Annotated in this window: 15 protein-coding genes and 1 pseudogene; 6 read left to right on the top strand and 10 right to left on the bottom strand. The window is 62.6% G+C overall.

Features of this window, described 5'->3' with window-relative positions:
* Positions 1 to 90: 90 nt before the first annotated feature.
* The gene (gene cls / locus PverR02_RS31315) at positions 91 to 1530 is read right to left on the bottom strand and encodes a cardiolipin synthase (protein WP_046484309.1); all 1440 of its coding nucleotides are present in this window, start codon (positions 1528 to 1530) and stop codon (positions 91 to 93) included.
* 130 nt (positions 1531 to 1660) lie between these two features.
* On the opposite strand from cls, the gene PverR02_RS31310 reads away from it, so the two are divergent.
* The gene (locus tag PverR02_RS31310) at positions 1661 to 2182 is read left to right on the top strand and encodes a DUF3617 domain-containing protein (RefSeq protein WP_017850052.1); all 522 of its coding nucleotides are present in this window, start codon (positions 1661 to 1663) and stop codon (positions 2180 to 2182) included.
* On the opposite strand, the gene PverR02_RS31305 is transcribed toward PverR02_RS31310, so the two are convergent.
* From PverR02_RS31305 to folE2, 6 genes and pseudogenes are all read right to left on the bottom strand, one after another.
* Entirely contained in the window at positions 2179 to 3516 is a 1338-nt protein-coding gene (locus PverR02_RS31305) for a dihydroorotase (RefSeq protein WP_079444962.1), read from the bottom strand. The two genes, PverR02_RS31310 and PverR02_RS31305, sit on opposite strands and share 4 nt — an antisense overlap.
* Before the next feature lie 3 nt (positions 3517 to 3519).
* Positions 3520 to 4081, bottom strand: a pseudogene (locus PverR02_RS31300) (gamma carbonic anhydrase family protein).
* Positions 4078 to 4956 (bottom strand): metal ABC transporter substrate-binding protein, encoded by an 879-nt coding sequence (locus PverR02_RS31295; protein WP_079444961.1) that lies wholly within the window; start codon positions 4954 to 4956, stop codon positions 4078 to 4080. The pseudogene PverR02_RS31300 and the gene PverR02_RS31295 overlap by 4 nt, the downstream one beginning before the upstream one ends.
* Positions 4957 to 4967: 11 nt before the next feature.
* On the bottom strand, positions 4968 to 5834 hold the full coding sequence (locus PverR02_RS31290; protein ID WP_017850048.1) for a metal ABC transporter permease: 867 nt from the start codon (positions 5832 to 5834) through the stop codon (positions 4968 to 4970).
* Positions 5834 to 6502, bottom strand: a complete 669-nt coding sequence (locus PverR02_RS31285) for a metal ABC transporter ATP-binding protein (RefSeq protein WP_017850047.1) — start codon at positions 6500 to 6502, stop codon at positions 5834 to 5836. The genes PverR02_RS31290 and PverR02_RS31285 overlap by 1 nt, the downstream gene beginning before the upstream one ends.
* Entirely contained in the window at positions 6499 to 7389 is an 891-nt protein-coding gene (folE2, locus tag PverR02_RS31280) for a GTP cyclohydrolase FolE2 (RefSeq protein ID WP_017850046.1), read from the bottom strand. The genes PverR02_RS31285 and folE2 overlap by 4 nt, the downstream gene beginning before the upstream one ends.
* A gap of 129 nt (positions 7390 to 7518) precedes the next feature.
* Between folE2 and PverR02_RS31275 the strand changes: the two genes are divergently transcribed.
* Positions 7519 to 8721, top strand: coding sequence for an N-acetylmuramoyl-L-alanine amidase (locus tag PverR02_RS31275; RefSeq protein ID WP_017850045.1), 1203 nt, complete (start codon positions 7519 to 7521; stop codon positions 8719 to 8721).
* On the opposite strand, the gene PverR02_RS31270 is transcribed toward PverR02_RS31275, so the two are convergent.
* A complete protein-coding gene (locus tag PverR02_RS31270) occupies positions 8718 to 9086 on the bottom strand; it encodes a hypothetical protein (protein WP_017850044.1) in 369 nt (122 codons plus the stop codon). The genes PverR02_RS31275 and PverR02_RS31270 overlap by 4 nt on opposite strands.
* Positions 9087 to 9225: 139 nt before the next feature.
* Between PverR02_RS31270 and zigA the strand changes: the two genes are divergently transcribed.
* Genes zigA through PverR02_RS31255 form a run of 3 tightly spaced genes read left to right on the top strand, consistent with a single transcriptional unit; the run spans position 9226 to position 12085 of the window.
* The gene (zigA, locus tag PverR02_RS31265) at positions 9226 to 10434 is read left to right on the top strand and encodes a zinc metallochaperone GTPase ZigA (RefSeq protein WP_017850043.1); all 1209 of its coding nucleotides are present in this window, start codon (positions 9226 to 9228) and stop codon (positions 10432 to 10434) included.
* Positions 10434 to 11078: a DUF1826 domain-containing protein gene (locus tag PverR02_RS31260; RefSeq protein ID WP_057005203.1), complete on the top strand. Its 645-nt coding sequence runs from the start codon at positions 10434 to 10436 to the stop codon at positions 11076 to 11078. The genes zigA and PverR02_RS31260 overlap by 1 nt, the downstream gene beginning before the upstream one ends.
* A 44-nt stretch (positions 11079 to 11122) precedes the next feature.
* Positions 11123 to 12085, top strand: a complete 963-nt coding sequence (locus PverR02_RS31255; RefSeq protein WP_079444960.1) for a CobW-like GTP-binding protein — start codon at positions 11123 to 11125, stop codon at positions 12083 to 12085.
* On the opposite strand, the gene PverR02_RS31250 is transcribed toward PverR02_RS31255, so the two are convergent.
* A complete protein-coding gene (locus PverR02_RS31250) occupies positions 12079 to 12471 on the bottom strand; it encodes a DUF3301 domain-containing protein (RefSeq protein ID WP_017850040.1) in 393 nt (130 codons plus the stop codon). The two genes, PverR02_RS31255 and PverR02_RS31250, sit on opposite strands and share 7 nt — an antisense overlap.
* 119 nt (positions 12472 to 12590) lie before the next feature.
* On the opposite strand from PverR02_RS31250, the gene pdxY reads away from it, so the two are divergent.
* Positions 12591 to 13463, top strand: coding sequence for a pyridoxal kinase PdxY (gene pdxY / locus PverR02_RS31245; protein WP_017850039.1), 873 nt, complete (start codon positions 12591 to 12593; stop codon positions 13461 to 13463).
* A 69-nt stretch (positions 13464 to 13532) separates the two neighbouring features.
* Here the strand turns inward: pdxY and PverR02_RS31240 are convergent, their stop codons facing one another.
* Positions 13533 to 14018, bottom strand: coding sequence for an acyl-CoA thioesterase (locus tag PverR02_RS31240; RefSeq protein WP_017850038.1), 486 nt, complete (start codon positions 14016 to 14018; stop codon positions 13533 to 13535).
* Positions 14019 to 14228 lie beyond the last annotated feature (210 nt).

Here is a 14228-nt window from a genome sequence, read left to right as displayed (position 1 = left end):
GATATCTACCGCTGAAGCATTTTCCCGAAGCCCCGCAGATCCAAATGTGGGAGGGGGCAAGCCCCCTCCCACTTTTTACAGCAGTGTCTGTTAGAGAATCGGTGAGATAAGCCGCGCGACCCGCATGCCCAGTTGTTGCAGGCGGCGGGTTTCGCGGCTTTCTTCCTGGCTGACTTCATGGGCCAGGGCGAAGTCATCGAGCAGCATGTGTTCCACTTGCTGGGCGAAGGCTTCATCGACGGTCAGCAACATCACCTCGAAATTCAGGCGGAACGAACGGTTGTCCATGTTCGCACTGCCGATCGCGCTGATTTCGCTGTCGACCAACACCACTTTCTGGTGCAGAAACCCCGGCGTATAGCGGAACACCCGCACCCCGGCGCGCACCGCTTCGATCGCGTAAAGGCTGGAGGCGGCATACACGATGCGGTGGTCGGGCCGCGACGGCAGCAGCAGGCGCACGTCGACCCCGCGCAGCACCGCCAGGCGCAGGGCGGCAAACACCGCTTCATCCGGGATGAAATACGGGCTGGTGATCCACACCCGCTCGGTCGCGGCGTGGATCGCTTCGACAAAAAACAGCGAGCAGGTTTCATAAGGGTCGGCCGGGCCGCTGGCGAGCAATTGGCAGAGCACGCCGTTTTCGGGGTAGGTGTCCGGCAGGATCAGCGGCGGCAGTTCCCGCGCCGCCCAGAACCAGTCTTCGGCAAACGATTCCTGCAGGCACGCCACCACCGGGCCGGTGACCTGCACATGGGTATCGCGCCACGGCGCCAGCGGCGGTTTTTTGCCCAAATACTCATCGCCGACGTTATGCCCGCCGACAAACCCGGTGATGCCATCCACCACCACGATCTTGCGGTGGTTGCGGAAGTTGACCTGGAAGCGATTGAGCCAGCCGCTGCGGGTGGCGAACGCCTTGACCTGCACCCCGGCGTCGCGCAGCGTTTGCGCATAGTGAGAGGGCAGGGCGTGGCTGCCGATACGGTCGTAGAGCACGTAGACGGCGACGCCTTGGGCGGCTTTTTCCTTCAGCAAGGCATGCAACTGCCGACCGAGCTCGTCGTCATGAATGATGAAGAACTGGAACAGCACGGCGGTTTTGGCGCGGCGAATCGCCTCGAAGATCGCACTGAAGGTGGCGTCACCATTGATCAGCAAACGCACTTCATTATTCGCCAGGCACGGCATGCGGCCCAGCTTCGGCATCGCCCGCAAGGAGGCGTAGGCGCTGGAGTTGCGGGCGGCCAGGGCTTCCTCGACCCACGGGCGCCAGTTCAGCTCGTTGATCGCAGTGTGCATTTCCTGGTTGGCCTGGCGCCGCGCCTGGATGTACGCATCGAAGGTGCTGCGGCCGAAGATCAGGTACGGGATCAGCGTGAGGTAGGGTATGAACATCAGCGACAACGCCCAGGCAATCGAGCCTTGGGCGGTCCTGACGGTCAGCACTGCATGGATCGCGGCGAGCGTCCCGAGAAAATGCAGCGTGGCGATGAAGTAGGCGAGCAGGTGCGGGCCAAAAAAATCCATGGACGATGGTACTCCAGGCAATCCAGTGCCTAACAGACCATGTTCGGTCAGGAATGTCGCTATTTTATTTGCCGTGCAACACTGGCGCTTTTGTGGCGTCTAATGCCCACAATTATCCAGGAGTTACCCGATGAATGCTCGTCTGCTAGGTTTGGCCATGGTTATTGGTTTGTCGCTGCCCGTGGCGGCCCAGGCGCAGATGCTGGCGCCTGGTTTGTGGGAATTGACCACGAGCAACATGAAAGTGGATAACCAGGACCTGCCGGATTTGTCATTGATCCTCGGTCAGCTCAAGCAACAAATGACCCCCGAACAGCGCGCCATGTTGGAAAAACAAGGCATCACCATGGCCGGTAAAGGCGTGCAGGTGTGCCTCACCCCCGCCCAGGTCGCCTCCGACGCGATCCCGCTGACCGATCCGCAGTCGGGCTGCAAACAGCAAGTGACCGACAAGAGCGGCAACCAGTGGAAATTCCGTTTCAGCTGCCCGAAAGCCCAGGGCACCGGCGTTGCCACCTTCCAGAGCCAGAAGGAATTCACCACCACGGTCAACGGCACCTTCAATGCCACCGGCATTCAGCAGAAGGGCAGCCTGGACAGTCACGCCCAGTGGCTGGGGGAAAACTGCGGCAGCGTCAAACCGCGCGCTTAACGCTGAAAGTGCAGGGGCAGGCCCTGGCAGCTGTCGACCACCTGGCCGGTGTGCCAGGCCAACTGGCCCGACACCAGAGTGGTGCTGACGCTGTGGCGAAAGCGGCGCTCGGCGAACGGTGTCCATCCGCAGCGCGCCAGGATCGGCTGGCTGCGGACCGGCTTGCCTTCGGGTTCGGGTTTGATCAGCACCAGATCGGCCCAATAGCCTTCACGCAGGTAGCCACGGTCCGGGATCGCGAACAGGTCGGCGACGCGATGACTGGTTTTCGCCACCAGGGTGGTCAGCGGCAGCAGCCCATCGGCCACCAACTCCAGTAACGCCGGCAACGCATGTTGCACCAGGGGCAAACCCGACGGCGCCTCACCATACGCCAACTGCTTTTGCGCCCAGGTATGCGGTGCATGGTCGGTGCCGATCACATCCAGCCGCTCGCCGAGCAGGGCCAGGCGCAAGGCGTCGCGGTCGGCGCGGGTTTTGATCGCCGGGTTGCATTTGATCTGGTGGCCCAGGCGGTGATAGTCGCGGTCGTCGAACAACAGGTGATGGACGCAGACCTCGGCGGTGATGCGTTTCTGCGCCAGCGGCTGGTCTTCGAACAACGCCAACTCGCGGGCGCTGCTCAGGTGCAACACATGCAGGCGCGTGCCGTGGCGCTTGGCCAGTTCCACCGCCAGTGAAGACGAGCGATAACAGGCTTCGGCATCGCGGATCAGCGGGTGGGCGGCGGCAGGGAGGTTGTCGCCGAAACGCTCGCGCAAGCGCTGTTCGTTGGCCTGGATACTCGGCGTGTGTTCGCAGTGGGCCAGCAGGATCGTCGGCACATCGGCGAACAGGCGCTCCAGAATCCGTGGATCGTCCACCAGCATGTTGCCGGTGGACGCGCCCATGAACACTTTGACCCCGGCCACTTGCCGCGGGTCGAGCGCGGCGACGGTGTCGAGGTTGTCATTGCTGACGCCGAAGTGAAAACCGTAGTTGGCCACCGAGTGCTGGACGGCGCGGCGTTTTTTGTCGGCCAGCGCTTCCAGGGTGAGGGTGGCCGGCCGGGTGTTGGGCATATCCATGAAACTGGTGATGCCGCCGGCCACCGCTGCGCGGGATTCGCTGTAGAAACCGCCTTTGTCCGGCGCGCCGGGTTCGCGAAAGTGAACCTGGTCATCGATCATCCCCGGCAGCAGCCATTGACCGTGGGCGTCGATTTCCACAGGCGCCGTGTGCCCCGTGATGCTGCTGGCGATCTTCTCGATACGGCCGTGGGCGACCAGCATGTCGGCGTCGAATACCTGGCCTTCATTCACCAGTCGGGCGTTGCGGATCAACAGGCGGCTCATGGTTCAGAACTCGTTTTGCAGGGCTTTGTAACCCTGCACCAGATCGACGTTGGTACGCGCTACGTCCTCGGAAAACTCCGACGCGCTGACGCTCACCGGCGGGAATTGCGACAGGTCGGTGTTGGGCCCGATGCGGGTGGTCGAAGGCACGTAGAACGCGGCGGGCAAGTCGCGGCCGTCGACCACCGAGTTGTGGCGTACCACGCAGCCGTCGCCGACGGCGCAGTTGAACAACACGCTGTTGAAGCCGATGAACACGCGGTCGCCGACGCTGCAGGGGCCGTGGACGATGGAGCGGTGGGCGATGGAGGTGAACTCGCCGATGGTCACCGCCGCGCCGGATTTGGAGTGGATCACCACGCCGTCCTGGATATTGGAGTTGGCGCCGATGGTGATCGGGTCCATGTCGCCGCTGGCGTCGACTTCGTCCGCGCGGATCACGGCGTAGGGGCCGACGAATACGTTCATCACCGATGATGACCTTGCCGCAGATGATCGCGGTTTTATCGACGTAGGCCGATTCGGCAATCACCGGCAGATCACCGGATGGGTTCTTGCGGATCATGGTTTGCCCAACGCGGCGCACAGGGTGTTGAGGTTGTATTCGAACAGCCCGATAAAGGTACTGGCCGGGCCTTCTGCGGCGAGGGCGTCGGAATACAGCGTGCCGCCGATCTGCGCGCCGCTTTCGCTGGCGATCTGTTTGAGCAGGCGCGAGTCCTTGATGTTTTCAATGAACACGGCTTTGACCTTGTCCTTGCGGATCTGAGTGATCAGCGCGGCGACTTCGGCGGCGGAAGGCTCACGCTCGGTGGACAAACCCTGAGGCGCGAGGAACTGGATGCCATAGGCCTGGCCCAGGTAGCCGAACGCGTCATGGGAGGTGACGATGCGGCGGTTGCCTGCTGGCAGCGCGCCGAACTTGGCCTTGGCCTCGGCGAGCAAACGGTAGATGTCTTTCAGGTACGCCTGGCTGTTGCGCAGGTAGTCGGCCTGGTTGGCCGGGTCGGCGGCCACCAGCGCCTTGGTGATGTTGTTCACATAGATTTCGGCGTTGGCCAGGTTATGCCAGGCGTGCGGGTCCGGGATGGTTTCGCCGTCTTCTTCCATGGTGTGGGAAATCACGCCTTTACTGGCGGTAACCACGGTGGCGTGGGTTTCGGTGCTGGTCACCAGGCGGTCCAGCCACGGCTCGAAGCCAAGGCCATTTTTGATGATCAGCTTGGCCTTGAGCAGCGCCTTGGCGTCGTCCGGGGTCGGCTCGTAGGTATGAGCGTCGGCGTCGGGGCCGACCATGTTGCTGATCTGGATGTGTTCGCCACCGATCTGGTGGGTAATGTCATCGAGAATACTGAAGCTGGTCACCACCTGGAGTTTGTCGGCGGCCTGGGCCATGGACAACGGCAGTAGCAGACTGAACAACACGAGTAGAGCGCGCATCGGGAGACACCTCATTGGGATGACAGCAAGGGCGGGCGGCGCAGCAAGCCATGCACCGGACCGAAGATCACGGACAGCAGGTACCCACCGCCAGCCACCAGCACAATCGCGGGGCCGCTGGGCAGTGAGTAGTAGAACGACAGCAACAAGCCAAGCCACACCGACAGGCATCCCAGCACTGCCGATACCGCGATCAGCACCGGCAAGCGCCGGCTCCAGAAGCGGGACGCGATGGCCGGCAACATCATCAAACCCACCACCATCAGCGCGCCGATGGCCTGGAAACCGATCACCAGGTTCAGCACCACCAGGGTCAAAAACAGCCCGTGGGCCAATGGGCCGAGGCGGCTGACGGTTTGCAGGAACAGCGGGTCGAGGGTGTCCAGCAGCAGCGGTTTGTAGATCAGCACCATGGCGACCAGGCTGAAACCGGAGACCCAGAGCATGCCGGTCAAGGTGGTTTCGTCGACGGCCAGGGCCGAGCCGAACAGCAGGTGCAGCAGGTCCAGGCGCTTGCCGGCAAGGCCGAGGATCAGCACACCGGCGGCGAGGGAGATGGGGTAGATGGCGGCCAGGCTGGCGTCTTCGCGCAGGCCGGTGCGACGGGTGATCCACGCGGCCAACCCCGCCATGCTCAGGCCGGCGCCGAGGCCGCCGATGGTCAGCGCGGGCAGGCTCAGGCCGGCGAACCAGAAACCCAGGGCGGCACCGGGCAGGATGCCGTGGGCGACGGCGTCACCGATCAGGCTCATGCGCCGCAGGATCAGGAACACCCCCAGCGGCGCGGTGCTGCAAGCGAGTACCAGGCCGCCGATCAAGGCGCGGCGCATGAACACGAAGTCGAGAAACGGCATCCACAGGTGGGCGGTGAAGTGCATCAGGCCACCTGCATGTGCGGTTGCGGGCGGATCAGTTCTTTGCTCGGCCCGAACCGGCAGCCCGTGCTTTTGATCTGCACCACTTGCTGGGTGTGTTGACGCACGGAGGCCAAGTCATGACAGACCACGACCACCGTGCGGCCTTCGTCATGCCAGGCGTGGATATGTTTCCAGCACAGGGCCTGGCCGTCTTCGTCGAGGGCGGCGTGGGGTTCGTCGAGCAGCAACACCGGCGCTTCGGCCAAGCTCATGCGGGCGAGCAGGGCGCGTTGCAGTTCGCCGCCGGACAAGGCCATCAACGGGCGCTGTTCCAGGCCGCTGAGGCACCAGTCTTCCAACACGGCGTGCAGGCGTTCGCTGCGTTGTTGCGGGGTGAGTCGGGTGCCCCAGAAACCGGCGGCGACCAGCTCTTGCAAGCTGATGGGGAACTGCCGATCGAGGTGTTGTTGCTGGGGCAGGAAGGACACGCCGCCGCGACGCGGCACATCCACGCGGATTTTGCCCGCCAGTGGCTTTTGCAGGCCGGCGATGACTTTGAGCAGGCTGCTTTTACCGCAGCCGTTGGGGCCGATCACGCCGGTAAGGCTGCCGGTTTCCAGGGTGAAGTCCACGGCGGGTGTCAGGGGTTGGCCGGGGGCACCCCAGCGCAAAGCGGTGCAGGTGATCATGCTGAGTGTCTCGTCCAACGGCTTTCAGCCACGGCATCGTGCGCGTGCAGGCTTTCGGCGTGGATCACTTTGAGGTGGAAGGCTTGGACGGCATCCGAGCGTTTCAAGGCGAGGTTCAGGCGGCGGGCGGCGTCTTCGCAGAACATCAGGTTCTGCCCGTTGGCCAGGGCGAAGGCTTGTTCGTCCGCACGTTTCACCGCGGTTTGCACGGCGGTGCCGAGGGCGGCTTCGGCGGTATTGATCAACTCGGTCAACGCCAGCTGCTCGCCGCGCAACTGGACACGCAGTTGCGCGCTGCTGCGCTGGCTGTGGGGCGTGGCGACGATGCCGTTGGCGCTGCCGAGCCAGGTCAGCACATCGGCATGCTGCAACGGCGTGTTGCCGAAATCTTCGAGAAATTGCTGCTGAATCAACTGCCTGGCGAGGGCCGCCGAGCACGGGCAGGTTGAGGAATAAGTCACCTCGATGTTTAGTTCCACGTGGAACATCTGGTTTTCCACGCGCGCTTCGATACTCACCGGGTAGCCCTTCCAGCCAGCCAGTGGGCTGACCAATGCCGGGCGCTTGAGCAGCAGATCGGTGTGGATACGCAGGTAGGCGTTATTAGATAAACCTTCATGACTGTCGAGAAAACGCTGCAGTACCTTACGCAGAAGTGCCGGAGTCAGTGGCTGCTGGTCGAGCATCTCCAGCGCCAGGTACAGGCGCGACATATGAATGCCACGGGCGGCACCGTCGTCCAGGCTGACGCCGGCATCGGCCGTGGCGGCGAGGCGTTGGTCGTCGATCAAAATAGGCAAGGCGATGCCGCACATGCCCACCCAGTCGAGCGGCAAGGCTTGGCGTGAAGCCTGCGCGGCGATATCCGGCAGAGTCAGCGCATTCATGAGCAGGTCCATCGTTGGCGATAAAAAAGACATGTTATATTATAACTATTGAGTCGACGATGAATTTTCTGCTCCGGCCTTTTTTCAGTCATGTCGAGTAAGGACGCTCCTTTATTTGCGGTATTTGTCATGCACAGACGTCAGCTCCTCAACCTGCTCCTGGTCAGCCCGCTGTTCACCTTGCCCTTCACCGCGTCGGCCACGCAGATTCGCAACGCCCGCCTGTGGCGCTCGGACGACAAGCTGCGCCTGGTGTTCGACCTCAGTGGCCCGGTGAACTACAAGACTTTTTCCCTGACCGCGCCGGAACGCCTGATCATCGACCTGAGCGGCGCCGGGCTCAGTGGCGACTTCTCTCAGTTGGTCTTGAAGAACAGCGGGATCACCTCGATTCGCTCCGGGCACTTCGGCAAGGCGGATACGCGCATCGTGCTGGACCTCGCCACGCCGATGCAGCTCACCAGCTTTTTGTTGCCGCCCCAGGATGGGCAAGGGCACCGCCTGGTGCTTGATCTCACCAGCGCCACCCAGGTGCCTCACCCGATAGCGGCCGCACCCCGGCCGCTGGTCGACAGAGCGCACCCCAAGCGCGACATCATCGTGGTGGTCGACCCCGGCCACGGCGGCAAGGACCCCGGCGCTATTGGTTCCAAGGGCCAGCGCGAAAAAGACGTGGTGCTGTCCATTGCCCAATTGCTGGCCAAACGCTTGAAGCGCGAGAAAGGGTTCGATGTGAAGCTGGTGCGCAACGATGACTTCTTCGTGCCGCTGCGCAAGCGCGTGGAGATCGCCCACAAACACAACGCCGACATGTTTATCTCGGTGCATGCGGATGCGGCACCACGGATCACCGCGTCGGGGGCTTCGGTGTATGCCTTGTCCGAAGGCGGTGCCACCTCGGCCACGGCGCGGTTCATGGCGCAACGGGAAAACGGCGCCGACCTCTTGGGCGCCACCAGTCTGCTGAACCTCAAGGACAAGGACCCGATGCTGGCCGGGGTGATCCTCGACATGTCGATGAACGCCACCATCGCCTCCAGCCTGCAACTGGGCAGCTCGATCCTGGGCAGCCTGGAAGGCATCACCTCGTTGCATCAAAAGCGTGTGGAACAGGCCGGGTTCGCGGTGCTCAAGTCACCGGATGTACCGTCGATCCTGGTGGAAACCGGGTTTATTTCCAATGCGCGGGACAGTGCGCGGCTGGTCACGGCGCGGCATCAACAGGCGGTGGCGGAGGGTTTGTTCCTCGGCCTGCAGCGCTATTTCCAGAAGAACCCGCCGGTGAACAGCTACATGGCTTGGGTCCAGGAACAGAAACACAACCAGGCCTAACAGCCGGTCACACGGCTGCAGGTGAACGTGGCGCTGGCGCCACCGGAGCTGGAAAACCGGTTGATTGTGGTCCAGCCCACACGCCGCGTGTAGCCGACCCACGCTTCACCGTCCGAGGCCAAGCCGGTGAAGAACGTCAGTTGCCCGTAGCGGCTGTTGGTTTGCGCCCAATAGCGCCTGCCGATCGCCTCGAAACCGCGCAGATACGTGGTGCTGCCAACCGTCGCCACGCTGTAGGCATTGCCCAGCGGATCGACGCAGGCCAGCAGGTTGGCGCTGCGCGTGCAATTGGCCGACAGGCGCGGCACTTGGGCGCAGGCCTGGGTCGTGATGAGCAACAGCAGGCTACAGAGTAGATATTTCATAGGCTTTCTCGACGTAGACAGGCGCCAGCATTGCTCCGTTGGTCATGATGAGCAAGCGGGGGATTGGCTTATTTGTGTTGTTATAATATAACATTAAGTACAGCCCGGCTTGAACGGGCGGCCTGATGAGAATGACCTGATGCCCAATCGTCTCCCCGTTACCGTGTTGTCCGGCTTTCTCGGCGCCGGTAAAAGTACGCTGCTCAACTATGTCCTGCGCAACCGCGACAACCTGCGGGTGGCGGTGATCGTCAACGACATGAGCGAAATCAACATCGACGGCGGTGAGGTGCAGCGCGACGTCACCCTCAACCGCGCCGAAGAAAAACTGGTAGAGATGAGCAACGGCTGCATCTGCTGCACCTTGCGTGAAGACCTGCTCGAAGAGGTCGGAAAACTCGCCAGGGACGGTCGCTTCGATTACCTGTTGATCGAATCCACCGGCATCTCCGAGCCGTTGCCCGTGGCCGAAACCTTCACCTTTCGCGATGAAAACGAGCAGAGCCTGGCCGATATTGCGCGCCTGGACACCATGGTCACTGTGGTCGACGGCATGAACTTCCTGCTCGACTACCAGGCCGCCGAAAGCCTCGCATCGCGGGGCGAAACCCTTGGCGAAGAAGACGAACGCTCGATCACCGACCTGTTGATCGAGCAGATCGAATTTGCCGACGTCATCCTGATCAGCAAAATCGACCTGATCGGCCGCCACGAGCGTGAGGAACTGATGGCCATCCTCGAACGCCTGAATGCCCAGGCCGAGATCATTCCGATGGTCATGGGCGAAGTGCCGCTGAACAAAATCCTCAACACCGGCCGCTTCGACTTCGAACGCGCCGCCCAGGCCCCCGGCTGGCTGCAGGAACTGCGCGGCGAGCATGTGCCGGAAACCGAAGAGTACGGCATCGCCTCCACGGCTTACCGCGCGCGCCGTCCGTTCCATCCGCAGCGCTTTTTCGAGTTTATCGACCGCCCTTGGGTGAACGGCAAACTCCTGCGCTCCAAGGGCTTTTTCTGGCTGGCCAGCAAGCCGCAGGACGCCGGCAGTTGGTCCCAGGCCGGCGGCCTGATGCGCCATGGCTTTGCCGGACGTTGGTGGCGTTTTGTGCCGAAAAGCCAGTGGCCGCAGGACGAAGAAAGCGTCGCCGCGATCATGGGCCACTGGCAAGCAAGCACCGGCGATTGCCGTCAGGAACTGGTGTTCATCGGGCAGAACATCGACTTCGCGCAGATGCGTGCCGAACTGGACGCCTGCCTGCTGACCGATGAAGAAATGGCCCTGGGCGTCGACGCATGGCGCTTGCTGGCCGATCCTTTTGGCCCTTGGTATGAAGAGGCGGCCGCCTGATGCTGGCACCGCTCATCCCCCTGCGCCCGGTGATCCGCCAGACCTGCGGCGACACCCCGCTGGCGCTGTCCGAGATTCTCGAAGACGGCGTCAACCTGGCGCTGTGGCAGCGCCAATTGCCGTTGCACATCGCCGAGTTCGGCGCCTTGCTGGTGGCGCTCGACGAGCCGTTGGCCGAGTCGCTGGTCATCGAGTTGGCCAGCGATGACGCGGTGCCGAACGTGCAGGGATTAGCCGCCTGCTGCCGCGATCTTGAGGGTTACGAAGGGTTTATCGCCGATGTGTCGTGGCTGATCGGCGCGTTTGCCTGCCTGCTTGGCGCCCGTCGGATCGGCGTGCGTTTGCGCCTGTTGGACAAAGCCATGTGCCCGCGCTTTCACGTCGACCATGTGCCCGTGCGCCTGATCACCACCTATGCCGGCATCGGCAGCCAATGGTTGCGCGAAGGCGTGATGGACCGCCGCCAGTTGGGCCAGGCGGATGCCGAGCCCAGCGAGCGTATCGAGCAGATTCACTGCGGCGAAGTGGCGTTGCTCAAAGGGACGAAGTGGCATGGCAACGAAGCTCACGGCCTGATTCACCGCTCGCCGCAGCTTAAAGCCGATGAGCGACGGTTAATTCTGACGCTGGATTGGCTGGCATAACCGCGTAGGATCAAACGCTCTACACGGCTTGAATGATACCCTCTATGCTGCAGAACATTCCTACTCATGTGATTGCCGGGCCCCTGGGCGCCGGCAAGACCAGCCTGATCAAACACCTGCTCGCCCAACGCCCGGCCAACGAGCGCTGGGCGGTGTTGATCAACGAATTCGGGCAGATCGGTCTGGATGCGGCCTTGCTGACCCAGGCCGACGACGGCATTGCCCTGGGCGAAGTGGCGGGCGGTTGCTTGTGCTGTGTGAATGGTGCGCCGTTCCAGGTCGGACTGGGCCGCTTGCTGCGTAAGGCCAAGCCGGACCGCCTGTTTATCGAACCCTCGGGGCTCGGGCACCCGGTGCAGGTGCTCAAGCAATTGCGCGAGGCGCCATGGCAGGATGTGCTTGCGGTTCAGCCTTGCGTGCTGGTGCTGGATGCGCAAGCCCTGGCGGCGGGCAAACCATTGCCGGAGGCGCAGCGCGAGGCACTCGCCAGCGCCGGCCTGTTGGTCCTGAACAAGGATGAGGCGCTGGACGCCGCACAGCGCGAGGCGATCGAACGGCAGTTAGCCGAGGTTCCGTTTTACTGGACGCGTCAGGCGCAATTGCCACTGCAGCTTTTGCCAGGCCTGAACGCACAGGCTGCAGCGGCTGTGGATAACTTCGTGGCGCCCAAGGGCGTGGCGCAAATGCCGGCGGTGTGGAGCGATCCTGCGTTGCCGATCTGCTTGAGCCAGGCCCAGGAGGGCGGCTGGAGCATCGGTTGGCGCTGGCATCCGAGCCAGTCATTCGATCACCAGCGCCTGGCGCAATGGCTGACACGCTTGGATTGGCGCCGCGCCAAACTGGTTATCCACAGCACCGACGGCTGGATCTCCGGCAACGCTGTGGATAACAGCCCACTCGTCTGGCAACCCAGCGAATGGCGGCGTGATTCGCGTATCGAACTGATTTTCAGCGCGCCACAGGACGTGGCCGCGCTACAGCAGGCGCTGGCCGCCTGCCGTCATTGACGGTGCTTGGCGTGGTCCTGGCGCCACTGGCTGAGTTCGATCACGTCGGCGCTGGGTAGCGGCGTCTTGATTTCGAACGGGTAGGGCGCCAGTTCGATCTGCGCGCTGTGGGCGCCGAACTGGGTGATGGTCCCGGGGTGGCGGGTTTCGCCGGTCACGGTGAATTCGAAATTGTAGATGCGCGCCAGGCGTCGCCGTCCTTTGGCATCCTTCACAAAACCGATGCGTTTCAAGGCCACGGCACCGTCGAGCAACTCGATATCGAGCTTGGCGCAATGCTGCTTGACCCGCTCCAACGCGCGCTCGCGCAGGCCGTGGTTGTGCCATACCCAGGCGGCGCCGGTCGCCAGCAGCATCAACACGAAGATGTTTCCCAGGGTCAGCATGCGAAAAAAACTCCAACGAAGTGAGAGCAGCTTAACTGTGTCGTTAGCCTGTCGTACAGGCTGTGTTTGGTCGCATACTGCGCGACCAGAATTTCAATGGTTTTACGGAAATCCCCTGCATGAAACGCACACCTCATCTGCTTGCGATCCAGTCTCATGTGGTCTTTGGCCACGCCGGAAACAGCGCCGCCGTGTTCCCCATGCAGCGGGTCGGGGTGAACGTGTGGCCGCTCAACACGGTGCAATTCTCCAACCACACCCAGTATGGCCAGTGGACGGGCGAAGTGTTAGCGCCGCAGCAGATTCCAGCGCTGGTGGAGGGTATTGCGGCCATCGGTGAATTGGGCAACTGCGACGCCATACTCTCCGGCTACCTCGGCAGCGCGGCCCAGGGCCGGGCGATCCTCACCGGCGTGGCGCGGATCAAGGCGATCAACCCCAAGGCCCTGTACCTGTGCGACCCGGTGATGGGCCACCCGGAAAAGGGCTGCATCGTGCCGCAGGAAGTCAGTGATTTTCTGTTGGACGAAGCCGCTGCCATGGCCGACTTCCTGTGCCCCAACCAGCTGGAACTGGACAGCTTTTCCGGGCGCAAGCCGCAATCGCTGTTCGACTGCCTGGGCATGGCCAAAGCCCTGCTGGCACGCGGGCCCAAGGCCGTGCTGGTCAAGCACCTGGATTACCCGGGCAAATTGCCGGAAGGCTTTGAGATGCTGCTGGTGACAGCCGAAGGCAGCTGGCACCTGCGCCGGCCGCTGCTGGCGTTTCCCCGCCAGCCGGTGGGCGTGGGCGACCTGACCTCAGGGTTGTTCCTGGCGCGGGTATTGTTGGGCGACAGCCTGGTGGCCGCTTTCGAGTTCACCGCGGCGGCGGTGCATGAAGTGCTGCTGGAAACCCAGGCCTGCGCCAGTTATGAACTGGAGCTGGTACGTGCCCAGGATCGCATCGCCCATCCCCGCGTGCGTTTCGAGGCCACGCCGATCGGCCTGTAAGGACACAAAACCCAATGTGGGAGGGGGCAAAGCCCCTCCCACATTTTGCTTGGGTATACAGCCTGGGGCTTACAGTGCGTCGGCTTTGATTTCCTGGTAGCGCTTTTCCAGTTCCTGGCGGATCTGCCGGCGTTGCTGCGCCTGCGCAAACCGGCGGCGGTCTTCGCTGTTGTGCGGTTGCAGTTGCGGCACGGCGGCGGGTTTGCGCTGGTCGTCCACGGCGACCATGGTGAAGAAGCAACTGTTGGTATGGCGCACAGAGCGCTCGCGGATGTTTTCGGTCACCACCTTGATGCCCACCTCCATCGAGGTGTGGCCGGTGTAGTTGACCGATGCGAGGAAGGTCACCAACTCGCCGACGTGGATCGGTTCACGAAAAATCACTTGGTCCACCGACAAGGTCACGACATAACGCCCGGCATAACGGCTCGCGCAGGCGTAGGCCACTTCGTCGAGGTACTTGAGCAGGGTGCCGCCATGGACATTGCCTGAGAAGTTGGCCATATCAGGGGTCATCAGTACCGTCATCGACAGCTGGGCGTTTCCGGGTTCCATAGCACACTCACGGGTTAGGCATTGGTGGGGAGGCACCTCTGTGGATGCTCGAGTCATTGCAGCGCCATCTCTTACGGGACGCCGGCGGGCGGCTTGCCGTCACGCCTGCAGCGATCTGTTTCCATATATTGCACCGGCTTTTCGGCGGAAGTCGCGGTGTTAACCTTCAAAAGCCTTTCTAAGGGCATTTCTTACGATCAAGGCAGACTT

It is taken from the genome of Pseudomonas veronii, from assembly GCF_002028325.1.
Lineage (GTDB): Bacteria > Pseudomonadota > Gammaproteobacteria > Pseudomonadales > Pseudomonadaceae > Aquipseudomonas > Aquipseudomonas veronii.
Note: the sequence above shows the minus strand (reverse complement) of the source record. Positions and strands in the feature narration are given on the sequence as shown.